Origin of the sequence: Streptomyces sp. Ag82_O1-12, from assembly GCF_900182715.1 — a bacterium.
In the GTDB taxonomy this organism is placed as follows: Bacteria; Actinomycetota; Actinomycetes; order Streptomycetales; family Streptomycetaceae; genus Streptomyces; species Streptomyces massasporeus.
On the sequence record NZ_FXUW01000001.1, the window covers coordinates 6742397 to 6756903 of the forward strand.

12 protein-coding genes are annotated in these 14507 nt (G+C 72.4%); 8 read left to right on the plus strand and 4 right to left on the minus strand.

The annotated features are described in order from the left end of the window. Positions 1–82: 82 nt before the first annotated feature. The gene (locus QOL88_RS30800; RefSeq protein WP_097221541.1) at positions 83–541 is read right to left on the minus strand and encodes a DUF6114 domain-containing protein; all 459 of its coding nucleotides are present in this window, start codon (positions 539–541) and stop codon (positions 83–85) included. After that, positions 541–1209 (minus strand): DUF6230 family protein, encoded by a 669-nt coding sequence (locus QOL88_RS30805; protein ID WP_097221542.1) that lies wholly within the window; start codon positions 1207–1209, stop codon positions 541–543. The genes QOL88_RS30800 and QOL88_RS30805 overlap by 1 nt, the downstream gene beginning before the upstream one ends. 637 nt (positions 1210–1846) lie before the next feature. Between QOL88_RS30805 and QOL88_RS30810 the strand changes: the two genes are divergently transcribed. Continuing rightward, entirely contained in the window at positions 1847–2488 is a 642-nt protein-coding gene (locus QOL88_RS30810) for a Tat pathway signal sequence domain protein (protein ID WP_097221543.1), read from the plus strand. An 18-nt stretch (positions 2489–2506) separates the two neighbouring features. On the opposite strand, the gene QOL88_RS30815 is transcribed toward QOL88_RS30810, so the two are convergent. After that, positions 2507–3433 carry a lytic polysaccharide monooxygenase gene (locus tag QOL88_RS30815; RefSeq protein WP_097221544.1) on the minus strand — a complete coding sequence of 309 codons (927 nt, stop codon included), beginning with the start codon at positions 3431–3433 and terminating at the stop codon, positions 2507–2509. Between the two features lie 358 nt (positions 3434–3791). Between QOL88_RS30815 and QOL88_RS30820 the strand changes: the two genes are divergently transcribed. The 5 genes from QOL88_RS30820 to QOL88_RS30840 all read left to right on the plus strand — a co-directional run bounded on the left by QOL88_RS30820 (position 3792) and on the right by QOL88_RS30840 (position 11243). Next, a complete protein-coding gene (locus QOL88_RS30820; protein WP_097221545.1) occupies positions 3792–5591 on the plus strand; it encodes a S8 family peptidase in 1800 nt (599 codons plus the stop codon). A gap of 280 nt (positions 5592–5871) precedes the next feature. Then, positions 5872–6519: a ScbR family autoregulator-binding transcription factor gene (locus QOL88_RS30825; RefSeq protein ID WP_031109855.1), complete on the plus strand. Its 648-nt coding sequence runs from the start codon at positions 5872–5874 to the stop codon at positions 6517–6519. Between the two features lie 55 nt (positions 6520–6574). Next, positions 6575–7765: a damage-control phosphatase ARMT1 family protein gene (locus tag QOL88_RS30830; RefSeq protein WP_097221546.1), complete on the plus strand. Its 1191-nt coding sequence runs from the start codon at positions 6575–6577 to the stop codon at positions 7763–7765. 291 nt (positions 7766–8056) lie between these two features. After that, positions 8057–10222: a germacradienol/geosmin synthase Cyc2 gene (cyc2, locus tag QOL88_RS30835; protein ID WP_097221547.1), complete on the plus strand. Its 2166-nt coding sequence runs from the start codon at positions 8057–8059 to the stop codon at positions 10220–10222. A 454-nt stretch (positions 10223–10676) separates the two neighbouring features. Then, on the plus strand, positions 10677–11243 hold the full coding sequence (locus tag QOL88_RS30840) for a PDZ domain-containing protein (RefSeq protein WP_097221548.1): 567 nt from the start codon (positions 10677–10679) through the stop codon (positions 11241–11243). 9 nt (positions 11244–11252) lie between these two features. Here QOL88_RS30840 and QOL88_RS30845 read toward each other — a convergent pair whose 3' ends face one another. Then, positions 11253–12008 (minus strand): metallophosphoesterase, encoded by a 756-nt coding sequence (locus tag QOL88_RS30845; RefSeq protein WP_097221549.1) that lies wholly within the window; start codon positions 12006–12008, stop codon positions 11253–11255. Between the two features lie 185 nt (positions 12009–12193). Here QOL88_RS30845 and QOL88_RS30850 point away from each other — a divergent pair, with 185 nt between their 5' ends. Then, the gene (locus QOL88_RS30850; protein WP_097221550.1) at positions 12194–13321 is read left to right on the plus strand and encodes an aminopeptidase P family protein; all 1128 of its coding nucleotides are present in this window, start codon (positions 12194–12196) and stop codon (positions 13319–13321) included. Positions 13322–13366: 45 nt separating this feature from the next. Beyond that, complete coding sequence (locus QOL88_RS30855) at positions 13367–14419, plus strand: aminoglycoside phosphotransferase family protein (RefSeq protein ID WP_101927789.1); 1053 nt, start codon at positions 13367–13369, stop codon at positions 14417–14419. Positions 14420–14507: the final 88 nt, after the last annotated feature.

Consider the following 14507-nt stretch of genomic DNA (forward strand, 5'->3'; position numbering starts at 1 on the left):
CCCGGCGGGGCGGGCGCGCGACACGTCCAGCCAAGTGGCCGCGGCCGGGCCGCGCCAGGGGGTCGAGGGGTACTGGCCTGATTCAGGCGGTCCGGCCGGCCTCCCGCCCCAGCGGCTGCGCCACGGCCTTCGCCGCCCGGGCCTCCTTGCGGCGCCGCCTGCGGCTGACGCGGGGTTCCTGGTCCGGGAGCCAGCCGAAGGCGAGGCAGCTGCCGACCACGCCCAGAAGCAGACCGATGAAGAAGCCGCCCAGGTTGGAGGTCAGCCAGGTGCCCAGGGAGACCAGCACCCCGATGACGGAGTAGAACAGGCGCTGGGCGGGGTTGAAGAGGATCAGCACGCCGCACAGCAGCATCACGACCGGCAGCAGATAGCCGGCCAGACCCTGCATGCCGACGTGAAGGATGACGTCCAGCGACGCCTTCAGCGTGAGCAGGACCTCCGCCCCGCCGAGGGTGAGCAGCAGCCCGCCCCAGAACGGACGGCCGGCCCGCCACTGTCGGAAGGCGGGCCGGACTCCCTCGCGCGGACCGCGCGACATCAGCAACCCGATCCGCTGAAGCCCAGCTTCAGACCCGGCAGCTTGAACACGCCGGCGGTCGTGGCGTAGTTGGTCTGCCGAAGGTTGGCGATGCGCACGGTGTCGGACTGCTGGCTGAACACGCCCTTCGGTCCGCGGCCGTTCGGCCCGGCCTTGTCGAGCGTGCTGGCGTCGTTGCCGATCTCGATGTTGTTGAACGCGGCGTCGCCGGTCAGCTCGGTCGAGTCGGTCGTCAGGTCGCTGGCGCTGACCTTCTGCGACCCCTCACCCGCCCTGATGACCAGGTTCGTGCCGCCCAGGTCCACGCTCTGGCACAGCTTGGAGAGCGTGGCGTTCTTGATCACGGACGTGACCACCAGCACCTGACCGCCGGTGTCACCCGCGTTGGGGCTGCCTTCGGCCATCTCGTCCAGGCCGCCGAACTGCGCGAAGCCGGTGCCGTTCAGCTCGGTCGCGGTGACCGTGAACGGCATGCCGGAGATGGCGAACTGCACGCCCAGCGCCCCTTGGGCGGTGAGGACCGCGAGGCCCGCGGCGGCCAGGGTGGCCGGTACCGCCATCACCGCGGCCCGGCGCGCCCGGACCCGCCCGCGTCGCGCGGGAGCGGCACCGGCGTCCGGGGCGGCAGCGCCGTCCGGTCTTTCGGGGGTGTGCTCGGAGGAGGTCATGTCTGCTCCAGGTGCATGTCGGTGCGGCTCGGACTTCGGTGGCACGTTGCCCTGGCGCGGACATCGACCGCGTGCGTACGTCTCCCGCAACTCCCGGCGGTTGCAAGGGCTTTCTCGTTACGCCGCAGTAGCCATCGGTGAAGTTACCGGCGGTTACATGAAGGGTCAAGGGAAGTGTGAACAAAGAGTGTTCATTGTGCGTCGCCGGTGAGCCGCCACCCTCCCGAAAAGCTCAGCTCGCACACAACTCCCCTGTTAAGCCTTGACGTTGACGCAGGCGCAGGTCTACAACTCTCCTCGTCCCACCGGATCCGTGGCGCCGGATCCGCCACGCGGCACGTCCACGTGTCCCGGACCCGCCCGTCCCGGTACGGGCATCTCCTCGCCCGGTGCGTCCGCACGGGCTTTCCACGCCCGAGCTCCCCCCGCCACGGCATGGCCGCCTTCCCCGGAGCCGTGCCACCAGCCACCCCCCGCCCGGCCCGGCCGGAGGCCCCTTCCCGTGTGAGCCTCCGGCCGGTACCGGCCTGCCGTTGCCGGCCCGTCACGTACGGAGAAGGCGTGACGAGCCGGCAACGGCGGACGCCCGGCGTACCCCCACCCCCTCACCCCCCGCTATGGAAAGAGGTACACCCGCATGCGTACGCGCACCCTCCTCACCCTCACCGCCGCCGTCGCCGCCCTGGGCCTCGCCGCCCCCGCCTCCGCGGCCGACACCCCCGTCCTGACCACCACCGACGGCGCGGCCGTCGCGGTCGGCGACGTCCTCGACGCGTCCCTGGCGAGTGGCACCGCCGCCACCTTCTACTCCAGCGCGACCGGCACCAGCGGCATCTCCTGCACCAAGTCGGCGTTCTCCGCCACCGTCACCGACAACCCGGCCGCCCCCGGCACCGCCACCGAGACCCTGACCAAGCACAGCTTCGACACCAGCGGCTGTAGCACCAACGTCGTCGGGGTGCTCGGCGTCAGCGGCATCACCGTCGACAACCTGCCCTACACCACCAGCGTGTCCTCCGACGGCACCGTCTCCGTGACCCCGGCCGCGGGCTCCACCGTCCAGTCCACGGTCAAGCTGCGCACCCTGCTCGGCACCATCAACTGCGTCTACCAGGCCCCCGGCCTGAGCGGCGCGGCGAGCAACGCCGACAACAGCATCTCCTTCACCAACCAGCAGTTCACCAAGGTGTCCGGCTCGTCGCTCTGCTTCGCCAACGCCTTCTTCACCGCCAAGTACGCCCCGGTGGCCAAGGGCGGCGTCGCCGTCAACGTCAACTAGCGCACAATGCGCGGTAGTTCAGCGTCGCCGTAGCCGTACGGCCAGGGCGGCGCCGCCGGTGAGCAACAGCACCGCCGCGGCGCCGCCCGCCAGCACGGGCGCGGACGGGCCGGAGGCCGGACCGGACGTACTGGCCAGTGGCGTCTCGTCGCCACCCCGAGGCCGCGGGCCGGGGGAGTCGTGCACGGCAGCGCGCGCCGTCGGCTCCTCCTTCTCCGGCTCGTCCTTCCGCTCGGGCTCCTTCCGCTCGGGCTCCTCCTCCTTCTTCCGCTCGGGCTCCGCCTCCTTGGGCTGCTCCTTCTTCGCCTCCGGGAACACCACGTCCGAGCACGAGTAATAGGTGTCCGGCGTGCTGCTGTTCTGCCAGACCGTGTACAGCACATGCCGCCCGCTCCGGTCGGACGGCAGCGTGACCCGGATCCGGTACGCGCCGCCCGTCAGGGCCGGGTCCGTCACCGTGGCGAACGGCTTCTCGGGCAGGTCGGACCAGTTCAACGGCCCCGCCGGGTCGTAACCGGGCTTCGTCAGATACATCCGGAACGTGCCGGTGTGCGGGATCGTCGAGACGTACCGCATCGTCAGCGTCGCGCCGGGCGTCATCCGGGTCGACGGCCAGTCGGCGCGGGCGAGATCGAGGCCCCGATAGGCGGGCAGACCCCCGCTGCACAGCTTCCCGTCCGGGACGACCTCCCGGTCCCGGCCGTCGACGTTCGCCACCCGCAGGTTGTCCCACGCCGTGAAGGGCGCGCCGTTCGCGGCGACGGCCGCACGGCATGCCGGCGTGCCCGCGCGCTCACCACCCTCCGGGGAACAGGCCACCACCCGGCTCACCGGGTCCGTCGGGGCCCCGTGCGCCCGCGCCGGCCCCGCCGCCCACAGCGGCAGCAGCACGGGTGTCACGAGGGCGGCCGCGAGTGCGGCGCGGTGTGCGGTCGTACGAGGCATCCGGCTGCTCTCCTCGGCCCGGGGCGGCACGTTCGGTAGTGCAGTACGGGAAATCGGCCCGACGCGTTCATCACGCCACGACCTGCTCGAAACGAGGCCATTGAGCGCTCAACTGCCCGCCATAGAGGGTGGCGTTCCCGCCGGATCGAGGGTTTCCCCCGTATCCCGCTGACCCTCCCTTTGCCTATCGTTCGACCACTGCTGACCCACAGGTAACCCCGAACGGGTCCGCTTCCGCCCCACGCCTGGCCGGCCATCGCGTCGCTCTTCGCTTTTCGAACCACCCCCTGCGCTTCGACGACGAAGCGAGTCCACCGCCGCTCCGTCCAGCCCGGACCGGCCACGAAAGGCAACGACCGTGCGTACCTCCCCAGAGCTCAGACGGAAGCTGATATCCGTCGCCGCAGTCTCCGCCGCCCTGCTGACCGCGGTCCCCGCCTCGGTCGCCGTCGCACAGGAGGCCGCCCCCCGCCCGGCCGCCGTGCCGGCCGCGCAGACCGAAGCCGCCCCCGGCATCCAGGCCGAGCGCCTCATCGTCGGCTACAAGTCCGGCGCCACCGAGGCCACGTCCAACAAGGCGGCGGCCGCCGACGCCGAGTCCAAGGCCGAGAAGGCCGGCGAGGACGTCGACTTCCAGCGCCGCCTCGGCACCGGCGCCGCGCTCGTCGAGCTGGGCACCAACCCCACCCGTGCCTCGGTCGCCGACGTCGTGGCCCAGTACAAGGCCGACCCGCAGGTCGCCTACGTCGTCCCGGACCGCCTGAACAAGCCGACGGCCGTCACCCCGAACGACACCGAGTACAGCAAGCAGTGGGACCTGTTCGAGTCGACCGCGGGCATGAACGTCCCCGGCGCCTGGGACACCACCACCGGCAGCGGTGTGACCGTCGCCGTCATCGACACCGGCTACGTCACCCACTCCGACCTGGCCGCGAACATCGTCGGCGGCTACGACTTCATCTCCGACACCGCCGTCTCCGTCGACGGCAACGGCCGTGACAGCAACCCGGCCGACCCGGGCGACTGGTACAACGACAACGAGTGCGGCCAGGGCATCGCCGCCTCCGGCTCCTCCTGGCACGGCACGCACGTGGCCGGCACCATCGCCGCCGCCACCAACAACGGCAAGGGTGTCGCCGGTATCGCCCACGGCGCGAAGATCTCCCCGGTCCGCGTCCTCGGCAAGTGCGGCGGCTACGACTCGGACATCATCGACGCCATCACCTGGGCGTCCGGCGGCACCGTCTCCGGCGTGCCCGCCAACACCAACGTCGCCAAGGTCATCAACATGAGCCTCGGCGGGGGCGGCGCCTGCTCCACCGCGACGCAGAGCGCCATCACCGGCGCCGTGAACCGCGGCACCACGGTCGTCGTCGCGGCCGGCAACGAGAACCAGAACGTCTCGAACGCCTCCCCGGCGAACTGCAACAACGTCATCGCGGTCGCCGCGACCAACCGCGCCGGCAGCCGGGCCTCGTACTCCAACTACGGCTCGCTCGTCGACATCGCCGCCCCCGGCGGTGAGACCCGCACCTCCGCGGCCAACGGCATCCTCTCCACGCTGAACTCCGGCACGAAGACGCCGTCGAGCGAGAACTACGCCTACTACCAGGGCACCAGCATGGCCACCCCGCACGTCGCGGGCCTCGTCGCGCTGGTGAAGTCGGCCAACTCCGCCCTCACCCCGGCGCAGATCGAGTCGGCCATCAAGGCCAACGCCCGTGCCCTGCCCGGCACCTGCTCCGGCGGCTGCGGCGCGGGCCTCGCGGACGCCGCCAAGACGGTCCAGGCCGTGAAGGGCGGCACGTCCACCGGCACGACGTTCTCCAGCACCGCCGCCGTCGCCATCCCGGACAACGGCGCCGCGATCGAGTCGCCGATCAGCGTCACCGGACGCAGCGGCAACGCCCCCTCGGCCCTCCAGGTCGGCGTCGACATCACCCACACCTACCGCGGCGACCTCGTCATCGACCTGGTCGCGCCGGACGGGTCGACGTACCGCCTGAAGTCCGCCGCGTCGGACTCCGCCGACAACGTGAACACCACCTACACGGTGAACGCCTCCGGCGAGGCGGCCAACGGCACCTGGAAGCTGCGTGTCCAGGACACCGCCGCCCAGGACACGGGCACGCTCAACGGCTGGAAGCTGACCTTCTGATCCTCCTTCGGGAACGCTGAACGAGGCGGGCCACAAGCGGGCGGGCCGGCCGGTGCGGATGGGGCACCGGCCGGCCCGCCTTTACGTCTGGCCCCACATCCCCCACAATTAGATACCGAACGCGCTGTTTTCTTTGACCAGTTGCGCTTGTTATGCCGGATATGCACCCACACCCCGGCACGCTGGCGCGATGAGTGCCGTCTCAGGGTGAGTTATCGTGTACGGGGGGTAAAAACAAACGGCATGACCCGTTCATTTCCGTCCCGGGAGAGTTCAGCCGATGGCGAGGCAGTTGCGAGCCGAGCAGACCCGCTCGACGATCATCACGGCCGCCGCTGACCTGTTCGACCGTCGCGGCTACGAATCGACCAGTCTCAGCGACATCGTGGAACACGCGCACGTCACCAAGGGCGCCCTGTACTTCCACTTCGCGGCGAAGGAGGATCTCGCCCACGCGATCCTCGAACTCCAGTCGCACACCGCCCGCCGGCTGGCGACCGAGACCGACAACCGCGGCCACACCTCCTTCGAGGCGCTGATGCGCCTCACGTTCGGCATCACCCGCATGTCCGTCGAGGATCCGGTGCTGCGGGCCGGCCTGCGGCTCGCCACCGGCGGGATCCGGCCCCGGCCGCCGCTGAGCCACCCGTTCACCGAATGGCTGGACATCGTCACGGCCCGGCTCGTCGGCGCGGTCAAGGAGTCCGACGTCCACCCGGACATCGATATCGACGTCGTGGCCCACTCGTTGGTCTGCTTCTTCGTCGGCACCCGCGTCGTGGGCCGCTCCCGCGAGCCCGTCGCCCGCCAGCCCCGCCGGACGGCAGAGATGTGGAACATACTCATCCGCGGCCTGGTCCCGGTGACCCGCCGGGCCCGCTATCTGAGCCTGGCGGCGCGTCTGGAGCGGGAGATCGCCCCCGTGTGACCGGAGAGCGGGCGGCTCGGCCCGTGCGAGGGGCCCGCGCGTTACGGTGTGGCCCATGCCCGACACCCCCTCCGCGCCCCTGCTCCTCGGCAACCAGCCGGGCTCCTTCCCCCACAGTGTGCTGGCCGAGCGGCACCCCGCGATCATCAAGCAGGTCCGCGAGGCCTTCCCGTACGAACCCGCGCAGCACCGCGCCCTCGACGAACTGCTCGCCAACTGCACCGAGGGCGAGATCGAACCCCTCCCCGCCGACGCGCACGACCGGGACCTCTGGGAGGCCTGGGGGCTGCGCGAGTACACCGGCCGCTCCTGGTTCGACGTGCCGTGGCTCTGGTCCGAGAGCTGGTTCTACCGCCGACTGCTCCAGGCCGTGGGCTACTTCGGTCCGGGTCCCTGGCAGGGCATCGACCCCTTCCGCCCCTTCAAGCTCGCCGAACTCGACTCCGCCGAGACCGGTGAGGAACTCGCCGCCCTCGACGACCTCGCCTCCCGGCCCGCCGCCGAACAGGCCCGGGCCCTGCTGCACGGCTCACTCTGGGGCAACCGGGCCGACCTCGGCTTCCGCCTCTCCGCCGAAGGCGCACGGGCCGCGGACGCCGCGCCCAGCCTGGTCGCCGACGACAGCGACCGGCTCTGGTCCCTGCTGGACACCACCGGGCCGGGGACCGGCACGCTGTGCCTGGTCGCCGACAACGCGGGCCGCGAACTCGTCCCCGATCTCCTCCTCATCGCTCACCTCCTGCGCAGCGGCCGCATCGGACGGGCGGTCCTGCACGTCAAGCCGTACCCCTACTACGTCTCCGACGCCACCACCGCCGACGTCGTCGACGCCCTGCGCCGGCTGACCGGCGCAGGGGGAGCGGCCGCCGCGTACGGCCAGCAGCTGTGGTCCGCCCTCGCCGACGGCCGCCTCACACTGCGCGCCCACCCCTTCTCCAGCGCCCCGCTGCCCTACGAGGAGATGCCCGGCGACCTGCGCGCCGCGTTCGCCTCGGCCACCCTCACGATCGTGAAGGGCGACCTCAACTACCGCCGCCTGGTCGGCGACCGGCTGTGGGCCCCGACCACGCCGTTCGCCGACGTCACCGCCCACTTTCCCGGCCCGGTCGCCGCCCTGCGCACTCTGAAGTCCGACGTGATCACCGGCCTCGACGCGCAGACCGAGGCCGCCTTGGACGCGGCGGAGGACCGCCGCTGGCGCACCGGCGGCACGCACGCGCTGATCCAGGTGAGGGTCCCCGGCTAGGGCCTGCCGTTTGGATCAGGCCGCAGGAAACTGACGGTGCGGGTCGATGCCGGTGAGCGGGGTCTGGTGCGTGCAGCTGCAAGGCGGAGGAGGGCGTCGACGCGGAGCGTCGGCAACCGACGACAACGCGGCAGATGTGCGTGCCAGACCCCGCGTCTGCGGCGTGATCCAAACGACGGGCCCTAGGCCAAGTCATCCCCACCACGCCTGCGTTCACGCTCGATTCACGCGATGGTGTGATCATGTCCCGCCCCGCGGATGCCGCCGCGGGGCGCCGGGTATGGCCCGGCCATGACGCAGCCGTTCGAACTCCCGCACTTCTACCTGCCGCACCCCGCGCGGCTGAACCCGCATGTCGACGAGGCCCGGGCCCATTCGACCGCGTGGGCGCGCGAGATGGGCATGCTGGAGGGATCCGGCGTCTGGGAGCAGGCCGACCTGGACGCGCACGACTATGGCCTGCTGTGCGCCTACACCCACCCCGACTGCGACGGCGCCGCCCTTTCCCTCATCACCGACTGGTACGTGTGGGTCTTCTTCTTCGACGACCACTTCCTGGAGATGTACAAACGCAGCCAGGACCGCATCGCCGGCAAGGCGCACCTGGACCGGCTGCCGCTGTTCATGCCGCTGGACCTGTCGGCTCCCGTGCCGGAGCCGCAGAATCCGGTCGAGGCGGGCCTCGCCGACCTGTGGGCGCGCACGGTGCCGGTGATGTCCGAGGACTGGCGCCGCCGCTTCGCCGTGGCCACCGAGCACCTCCTCAACGAGTCGATGTGGGAGCTGTCCAACATCAACGAGGGGCGGATCGCCAACCCCGTCGAGTACATCGAGATGCGCCGCAAGGTCGGCGGCGCCCCCTGGTCGGCGGGGCTCGTGGAGTACGCGACCGCCGAGGTGCCCGCCGCCGTCGCCGGGACCAGGCCGCTCAGGGTGCTGATGGAGACGTTCTCCGACGCCGTGCACCTGCGCAACGACCTGTTCTCCTACCAGCGCGAGGTCGAGGACGAGGGGGAGAACAGCAACGGCGTGCTCGTCCTGGAGACCTTCTTCGGCTGCACCACCCAGGAGGCCGCCGACACCGTCAACGACGTCCTCACCTCCCGCCTCCACCAGTTCGAGCACACGGCGTTCACGGAAGTGCCCGCGGTGGCCCTGGAAAAGGGGCTCGGGCCGGACGAGGTCGCGGCCGTGGCGGCGTACACGAAGGGACTGCAGGACTGGCAGTCCGGCGGCCACGAATGGCATCTGCGCTCCAGCCGCTACATGAACGAGAACGCGGTGCGCAGCGGGAGCCCCTGGCTGGGATGCACCGGCATCGGCACCTCGGCCGCCGACGTGCGCGCGCTGCTCGCGACGGCCGGAGCGGAGAGGTTGCGCTCCTACACGCATGTGCCGTATCAGAAGGTCGGGCCGTCTCGGATCCCCGACATCCGCATGCCGTTCCCGCTTCAGCTCAGCCCGCACGTGGACAACGCCCGCCGCAGTCTGCGCGACTGGGTGGGGCGCATGGGCATCCTCGCCGAGGGCGTCTGGGACGAGGACAAGCTCCGCGCCTACGACCTCCCCCTCTGCTCGGCCGGCCTCGACCCGGACGCCACGCCCGAGGCCCTCGACCTCAGCGCGCAGTGGCTCGCCTGGGGCACCTACGGCGACGACTACTACCCCATGGTCTACGGCCACCGCCGCGACCTCGCCGCCGCCCGGCTGACCACGGCCCGCCTGTCCGACTGCATGCCGGTCGACGGCACGGAGCCGCCGCTCCCGGCCAACGCCATGGAGCGCGGCCTGGCCGACCTGTGGGTGCGCACCACCGCAGAGATGACGCCCGACGCGCGACGCACGCTCAAAACCGCGATCAACGACATGACCGAGAGCTGGGTGTGGGAGCTGTCCAACCAGTTCCACCACCGCGTGCCCGACCCGGTCGACTACCTGGAGATGCGCAGGGCCACCTTCGGCTCCGACCTCACCCTGAGCCTGTGCCGGATGGGACACGGCCCGGCCGTCCCGCCCGAGGTCTACCGCAGCGGCCCGGTCCGCTCCCTGGAGAACGCCGCGATGGACTTCGCGTGCCTCCTCAACGACGTCTTCTCGTACCAGAAGGAGATCGAGTTCGAGGGTGAGATCCACAACGCGATCCTCGTCGTGCAGACCTTCTTCGGCTGCGACTACCCGACCGGGCTCGGCATCGTGCACGACCTGATGAGTCAGCGCATGCGCCAGTTCGAGCACGTCGTCGAGCACGAACTGCCCGTCCTGTACGACGACTTCCAGCTCACGAAGCAGGCGCGCGCCGCGATGGAGACGTACGTGGCGGATCTGCGGAACTGGATGTCCGGCATCCTCCACTGGCACCGCTCGGTGGACCGCTACAAGGCCGAGTGGCTGTCCCGCCGCGCCCACGGCTTCCTCCCGGGCCGCCCACCGGCCGTGCCGGTACCCACGCTCCGCTGAGGCGGCGCTCTCCAGCCGGATCCACGCGGAACGGGACAGGACGGAACCCCCCCGATGGTGCGCCGGGGTCTTCCCGGGTGAGGGGAACACACCACGCACCACGGGGGATTCACCATGACCGAGATCGCCCTGCGTCCCCGGACGGCACGACCAAGACGTACCGGCGCACGGCACGGGCGTTCAACGATGCCCTCGGCTGCACCGTCGCCGAGGGCAGCCACGACATGGGCATGATGCGGCCGTTCGACGTGATGCCCGCGCAGGTGCTGAAGTCCGACCACGGCGGGGCGCACGGGGGGACGGGGAGGACCGCACCGGCTGATCCCTGACCGCGCCGGGCCCCGGTCAGTCTCACTCGTTCGTGGCTCGTCGGCCGCCGATGCGCCGGGTAGAGCACCTGCCGTGATCGTTCCGGGATCCGCCGGAGGCGATCGGCACCATCCGGAGGCGAGCCATGGAACAGACCGCGCTGCGACCCAAGCCGATGCCGGGCCGGGAACCCGAGGGGGCCGCGCCGGCGACGGGGTCCGGCCCGTCGCGGCCCCGTCCGCACGCCGCGCGGCGGCGCGGGCGGCGGCTCCTGAACGTCCTGCTCGCCGGGTTCGCCGGTGCGGTCCTGGTGCTCTCCGGGATCGGCCTCGGGGCGATGGGCACCGCGGTGCTCGGCAAGGGCGGGCGCTTCGACCCGCGAGGGTGGCAGCACACGCCCTCGCGGCCCGGCACCGCACCCGTCGCGGCGGCGCCCTCCGCGCCCGCCGCCACGACGCTCGGCGTGCAGGTCATGGACGCCCGGAAGCCGGGGGCCGTGGTCGTGGGGCTGCACGTCCCCGGGCCCGCGCAGGCCGCCGGTCTGGTGCGCGGCGACGTCCTCCTGGCCTTCGGCGCGACCCGGATCGACACCGCCGCCGATCTCGTCAGGGCCGTCGCCCGCGCCCGCCCGGGCTCCGAGGTCAGGCTGACGGTCCGCCACCGTAGCGGCGGCTACGAGCAGCTGACCCTCGTACCGGCCGTCGCCGCGTGAGGCGCGCCCTCACGGCACGACACGGAAGTGGCTGGTGAGCCGCCCCGAGTCGTCCAGGACGTGGAAGGCGATCCCGGGCGGCGCCTCCCGGTCGGCGATCTGCTCGCCCTCCCAGGGCAGCCGCAGCGTCCACGTCACGCCCGGCCCGACGACCAGGGGCCGCCCCGCGAACGAGGTGGCGGCGGGGGTGTGGGCGTGACCGGTGATCAGCCCGGCGATCTCGGGCCGGCGGGCCAGCAGGTCCGCCAGCCGGCCGGGGTGGCGCAGCGGGTAGGAGTCGGGCAGCGGGTGGTGCAGCGCCACCGGCGGGTGGTGGAAGGCGAGCAGGGCCGGAAGGCCGCTGTCGAGTTCGTCGAGGGTCGTCTCGATCCAGTCGTGGGTCTCCTCGTCCAGATCCCCGTCGTCGCTGCCGGGGACGCTGGAGTCGCACATGAGCACCGCGCCGTCGTCGAAGACCTGCGCGCTGTTGACCGGTCCCTCGCCCCCGGGCCGGTCCAGCAGCGCCTTGCGGTAGGGCGTACGGCTGTCGTGGTTGCCCGGGCAGGTCAGCACCGGGAACGGGGCGTCGCCGGTGCGCAGCCCCAGGATGCGGGCGGCCTCCTCGTACTCCGGCTCCGTGCCGTGGTCCGCGATGTCCCCGGTCACCAGCAGCGCGTCCACGTGGCCCGGCAGCTCCCACAGCCGGTCGCGCACCCGCTCGGCGCGCTCCGTCGCCCGCGCGCTCCCGTCCAGATGCAGATCGCTGATGTGCGCGAGTACCAGCACCGTCGCACGCCCCCTCGATCGACCATTTAATGGAAGGACCGCATCTAAGCATTAGCTGTAACGCTTGGGCAATCCGCTGCCGTCAGGCAGGTTGCCGGGGTGAATGCCCGCAGACGGCTCGCGCCGCCCCCTCCGGCCGGGCAGGATGCTGCCCGTAGCCCCTTCGCCCGTCCTGGGAGGCCCGGATGACCGCAAGCACGGCCGCGTCCTTCACCGCCGACGACTACCGGGCCCGCATGGAGCGCGCCGCGCGTACGGCCGCCGACGCCGGTCTCGCGGGCCTGCTGGTGGCCCCGGGTCCGGACCTGGTGTGGCTCACCGGCTACACACCCCCGGCGGTCACCGAGCGGCTCACCCTGCTGGTCCTCGCCGCCGGGCAGGACCCCGTCCTCGTCGTCCCCGCCCTGGAGGCCCCGGACGCGCACCGCGCCGCCGGCGCGGCCGCCCTGACCCTGCGCGACTGGACCGACGGCAAGGACCCCTACGCCGCCACCGCCGCCCTCCTCGACGCCTCGGGCCGGTTCGGCATCAGCGACAACGCCTGGGCCCTGCACCTGCTGGCCCTCCAGCAGGCCATGCCCGGCAGCTCCTACGCCTCGCTCACCGAGGCCCTGCCGATGCTGCGCGCCGTCAAGGACGCGGCCGAGCTGGACCTCATGGCCGCCGCCGGAGCCGCCGCCGACGCCACGTTCGAGGAGATCCGCGACGTCCCCTTCGCCGGGCGCCCGGAGTCCGAGGTGGCCGCGGACCTCGACCGGCTGCTGCGCCGGCACGGCCACGAGCAGGTCGACTTCACCATCGTCGCCTCGGGCCCGAACGGCGCCAACCCGCACCACGAGGCGGGCGACCGCGTCATCGCCCGCGGCGACATGGTCGTCCTCGACTTCGGCGGACTGCGGGACGGCTACGGCTCCGACACCTCCCGCACGGTCCACGTCGGCGAGCCCACCGACGAGGAGCGGCGCGTGCACGACATCGTGCGCGAGGCCCAGGAAGCCGGCTTCCGCGCGGTGCGGCCCGGCGCCGCCTGCCAGGACGTCGACCGGGCCGCCCGCGAGGTCATCGCCGCCGCCGGCTACGGCGAGTACTTCATCCACCGCACCGGACACGGCATCGGCGTCACCACCCACGAGCCGCCGTACATGATCGAGGGCGAGGAGCGGCCCCTCGTGCCCGGCATGTGCTTCTCCGTGGAACCCGGCATCTACCTGCCCGGCCGGTTCGGCGTCCGCATCGAGGACATCGTGACCGTCACCGAGGACGGCGGACGGCGCCTGAACACCACCGCGCGCGAGCTGGTCATAGTGGAGTGAGGCCCCGATGTCCCAGCTCGCCTCCCGAACGGCAACGGCGCGACCATGACCCAGGCACCCACACCCACCGCGGACACCGTCCGCCGGCTGGTCCTGTCCCTCCTCAAGGACGCCAAGGAAGGCAAGAACGGCAAGGACTCCAGGGACTCCAGGGACGCCCAGGGCGCCGAGGACTCCAAGGGCGCCGAGGGCACCGAAGGCGCCCGGGAGGGCCGCGGTGGCAAGGAGCCCCGGACGGGCGGGGGCGGCTCCGGCCCCGACGTCCGGCCCGCCACCCCGGGCGCCGAACCCGTCACCTGGTGGGTCGGCACCCGCCATGTGCTGCGGCTCGCCCCCGACCGCGAGGCCACCCTGCGCCAGCGCCGCGAACTGCGCCTGCGCGACCTCGTCCGCCCGCACGTCCCGGCGGCGGTGCCCGCCAGCGTCGCGCACGGCGAGTGGGCCCCCGGGCTGAGCTACACGCTGGACACCAAGGTGCCCGGCGGCTCGGGGGAGGAGCACGACGTGTCCGCCGTCGGCGAGGCCGACCTCGCCGCGCTCCTCACGGGTCTGCGCGAGGTGCCGGTCCGGCAGGCCGAGACGCTCGGCGTGCCGCGCGCCGCGCCGCGTTCCCTGGAGGCACTGCGCCGGGCCGCCGTACGCGCCGCCGAACGCCTCGCCGCAGCCGACGAGTTCGACGCCACACGCCTGAACCAGCTCACCCCGCCCGCCGCGTCCCAGCTCGCCGCCCAGCCCGCCTCGGCGGTCCTCACCCACCACACCCTCACGGGCGGGCATCTCGTGGTCAGCGCCGACGGCCGGGTGCGCGGCGTGCTCGGCTGGGCGGGCGCGGTCGTCGGCGACCCGGCCGAGGACATCGCGGGCCTCGCGCTCGCCGTCGGCTCACCCGCCGCCGTACGCGCCGCCACCCTCGCCGGCTACGGCGCCCGCCCCTGCCTGCGCGGCCTGTGGCTCGCCCGCTGTGACACCGTCCTCCACCTCGCCGAGGACCTCACCGGCAAGGACGTCACCCTGCCGCGGACCCGGCTGCGCCGCGCCTGGGAGCCGATCCTGCTGGAACGGGTGACCGACCTTGGGGAGGCGGACGACGCCCCGTAGCGGGCCGGGTGGCGCCCTCCCGTACGGCTGTCCTCCCGTACGCTTTCCTCCCGCCCAAGAAGCGCCTCGCAGCGGCCGTGTCCCCGAC

What these genes read in the sequence shown, in the direction of transcription:
- QOL88_RS30800 (WP_097221541.1), bottom strand. Translation starts at nt 541, where the DNA reads ATGTCGCGCGGTCCGCGCGAGGGAGTCCGGCCCGCCTTCCGACAGTGG.
- QOL88_RS30805 (WP_097221542.1), bottom strand. Translation starts at nt 1,209, where the DNA reads ATGACCTCCTCCGAGCACACCCCCGAAAGACCGGACGGCGCTGCCGCC.
- QOL88_RS30810 (WP_097221543.1), top strand. Translation starts at nt 1,847, where the DNA reads ATGCGTACGCGCACCCTCCTCACCCTCACCGCCGCCGTCGCCGCCCTG.
- QOL88_RS30815 (WP_097221544.1), bottom strand. Translation starts at nt 3,433, where the DNA reads ATGCCTCGTACGACCGCACACCGCGCCGCACTCGCGGCCGCCCTCGTG.
- QOL88_RS30825 (WP_031109855.1), top strand. Translation starts at nt 5,872, where the DNA reads ATGGCGAGGCAGTTGCGAGCCGAGCAGACCCGCTCGACGATCATCACG.
- QOL88_RS30830 (WP_097221546.1), top strand. Translation starts at nt 6,575, where the DNA reads ATGCCCGACACCCCCTCCGCGCCCCTGCTCCTCGGCAACCAGCCGGGC.
- cyc2 (WP_097221547.1), top strand. Translation starts at nt 8,057, where the DNA reads ATGACGCAGCCGTTCGAACTCCCGCACTTCTACCTGCCGCACCCCGCG.
- QOL88_RS30840 (WP_097221548.1), top strand. Translation starts at nt 10,677, where the DNA reads ATGGAACAGACCGCGCTGCGACCCAAGCCGATGCCGGGCCGGGAACCC.
- QOL88_RS30850 (WP_097221550.1), top strand. Translation starts at nt 12,194, where the DNA reads ATGACCGCAAGCACGGCCGCGTCCTTCACCGCCGACGACTACCGGGCC.
- QOL88_RS30855 (WP_101927789.1), top strand. Translation starts at nt 13,367, where the DNA reads ATGACCCAGGCACCCACACCCACCGCGGACACCGTCCGCCGGCTGGTC.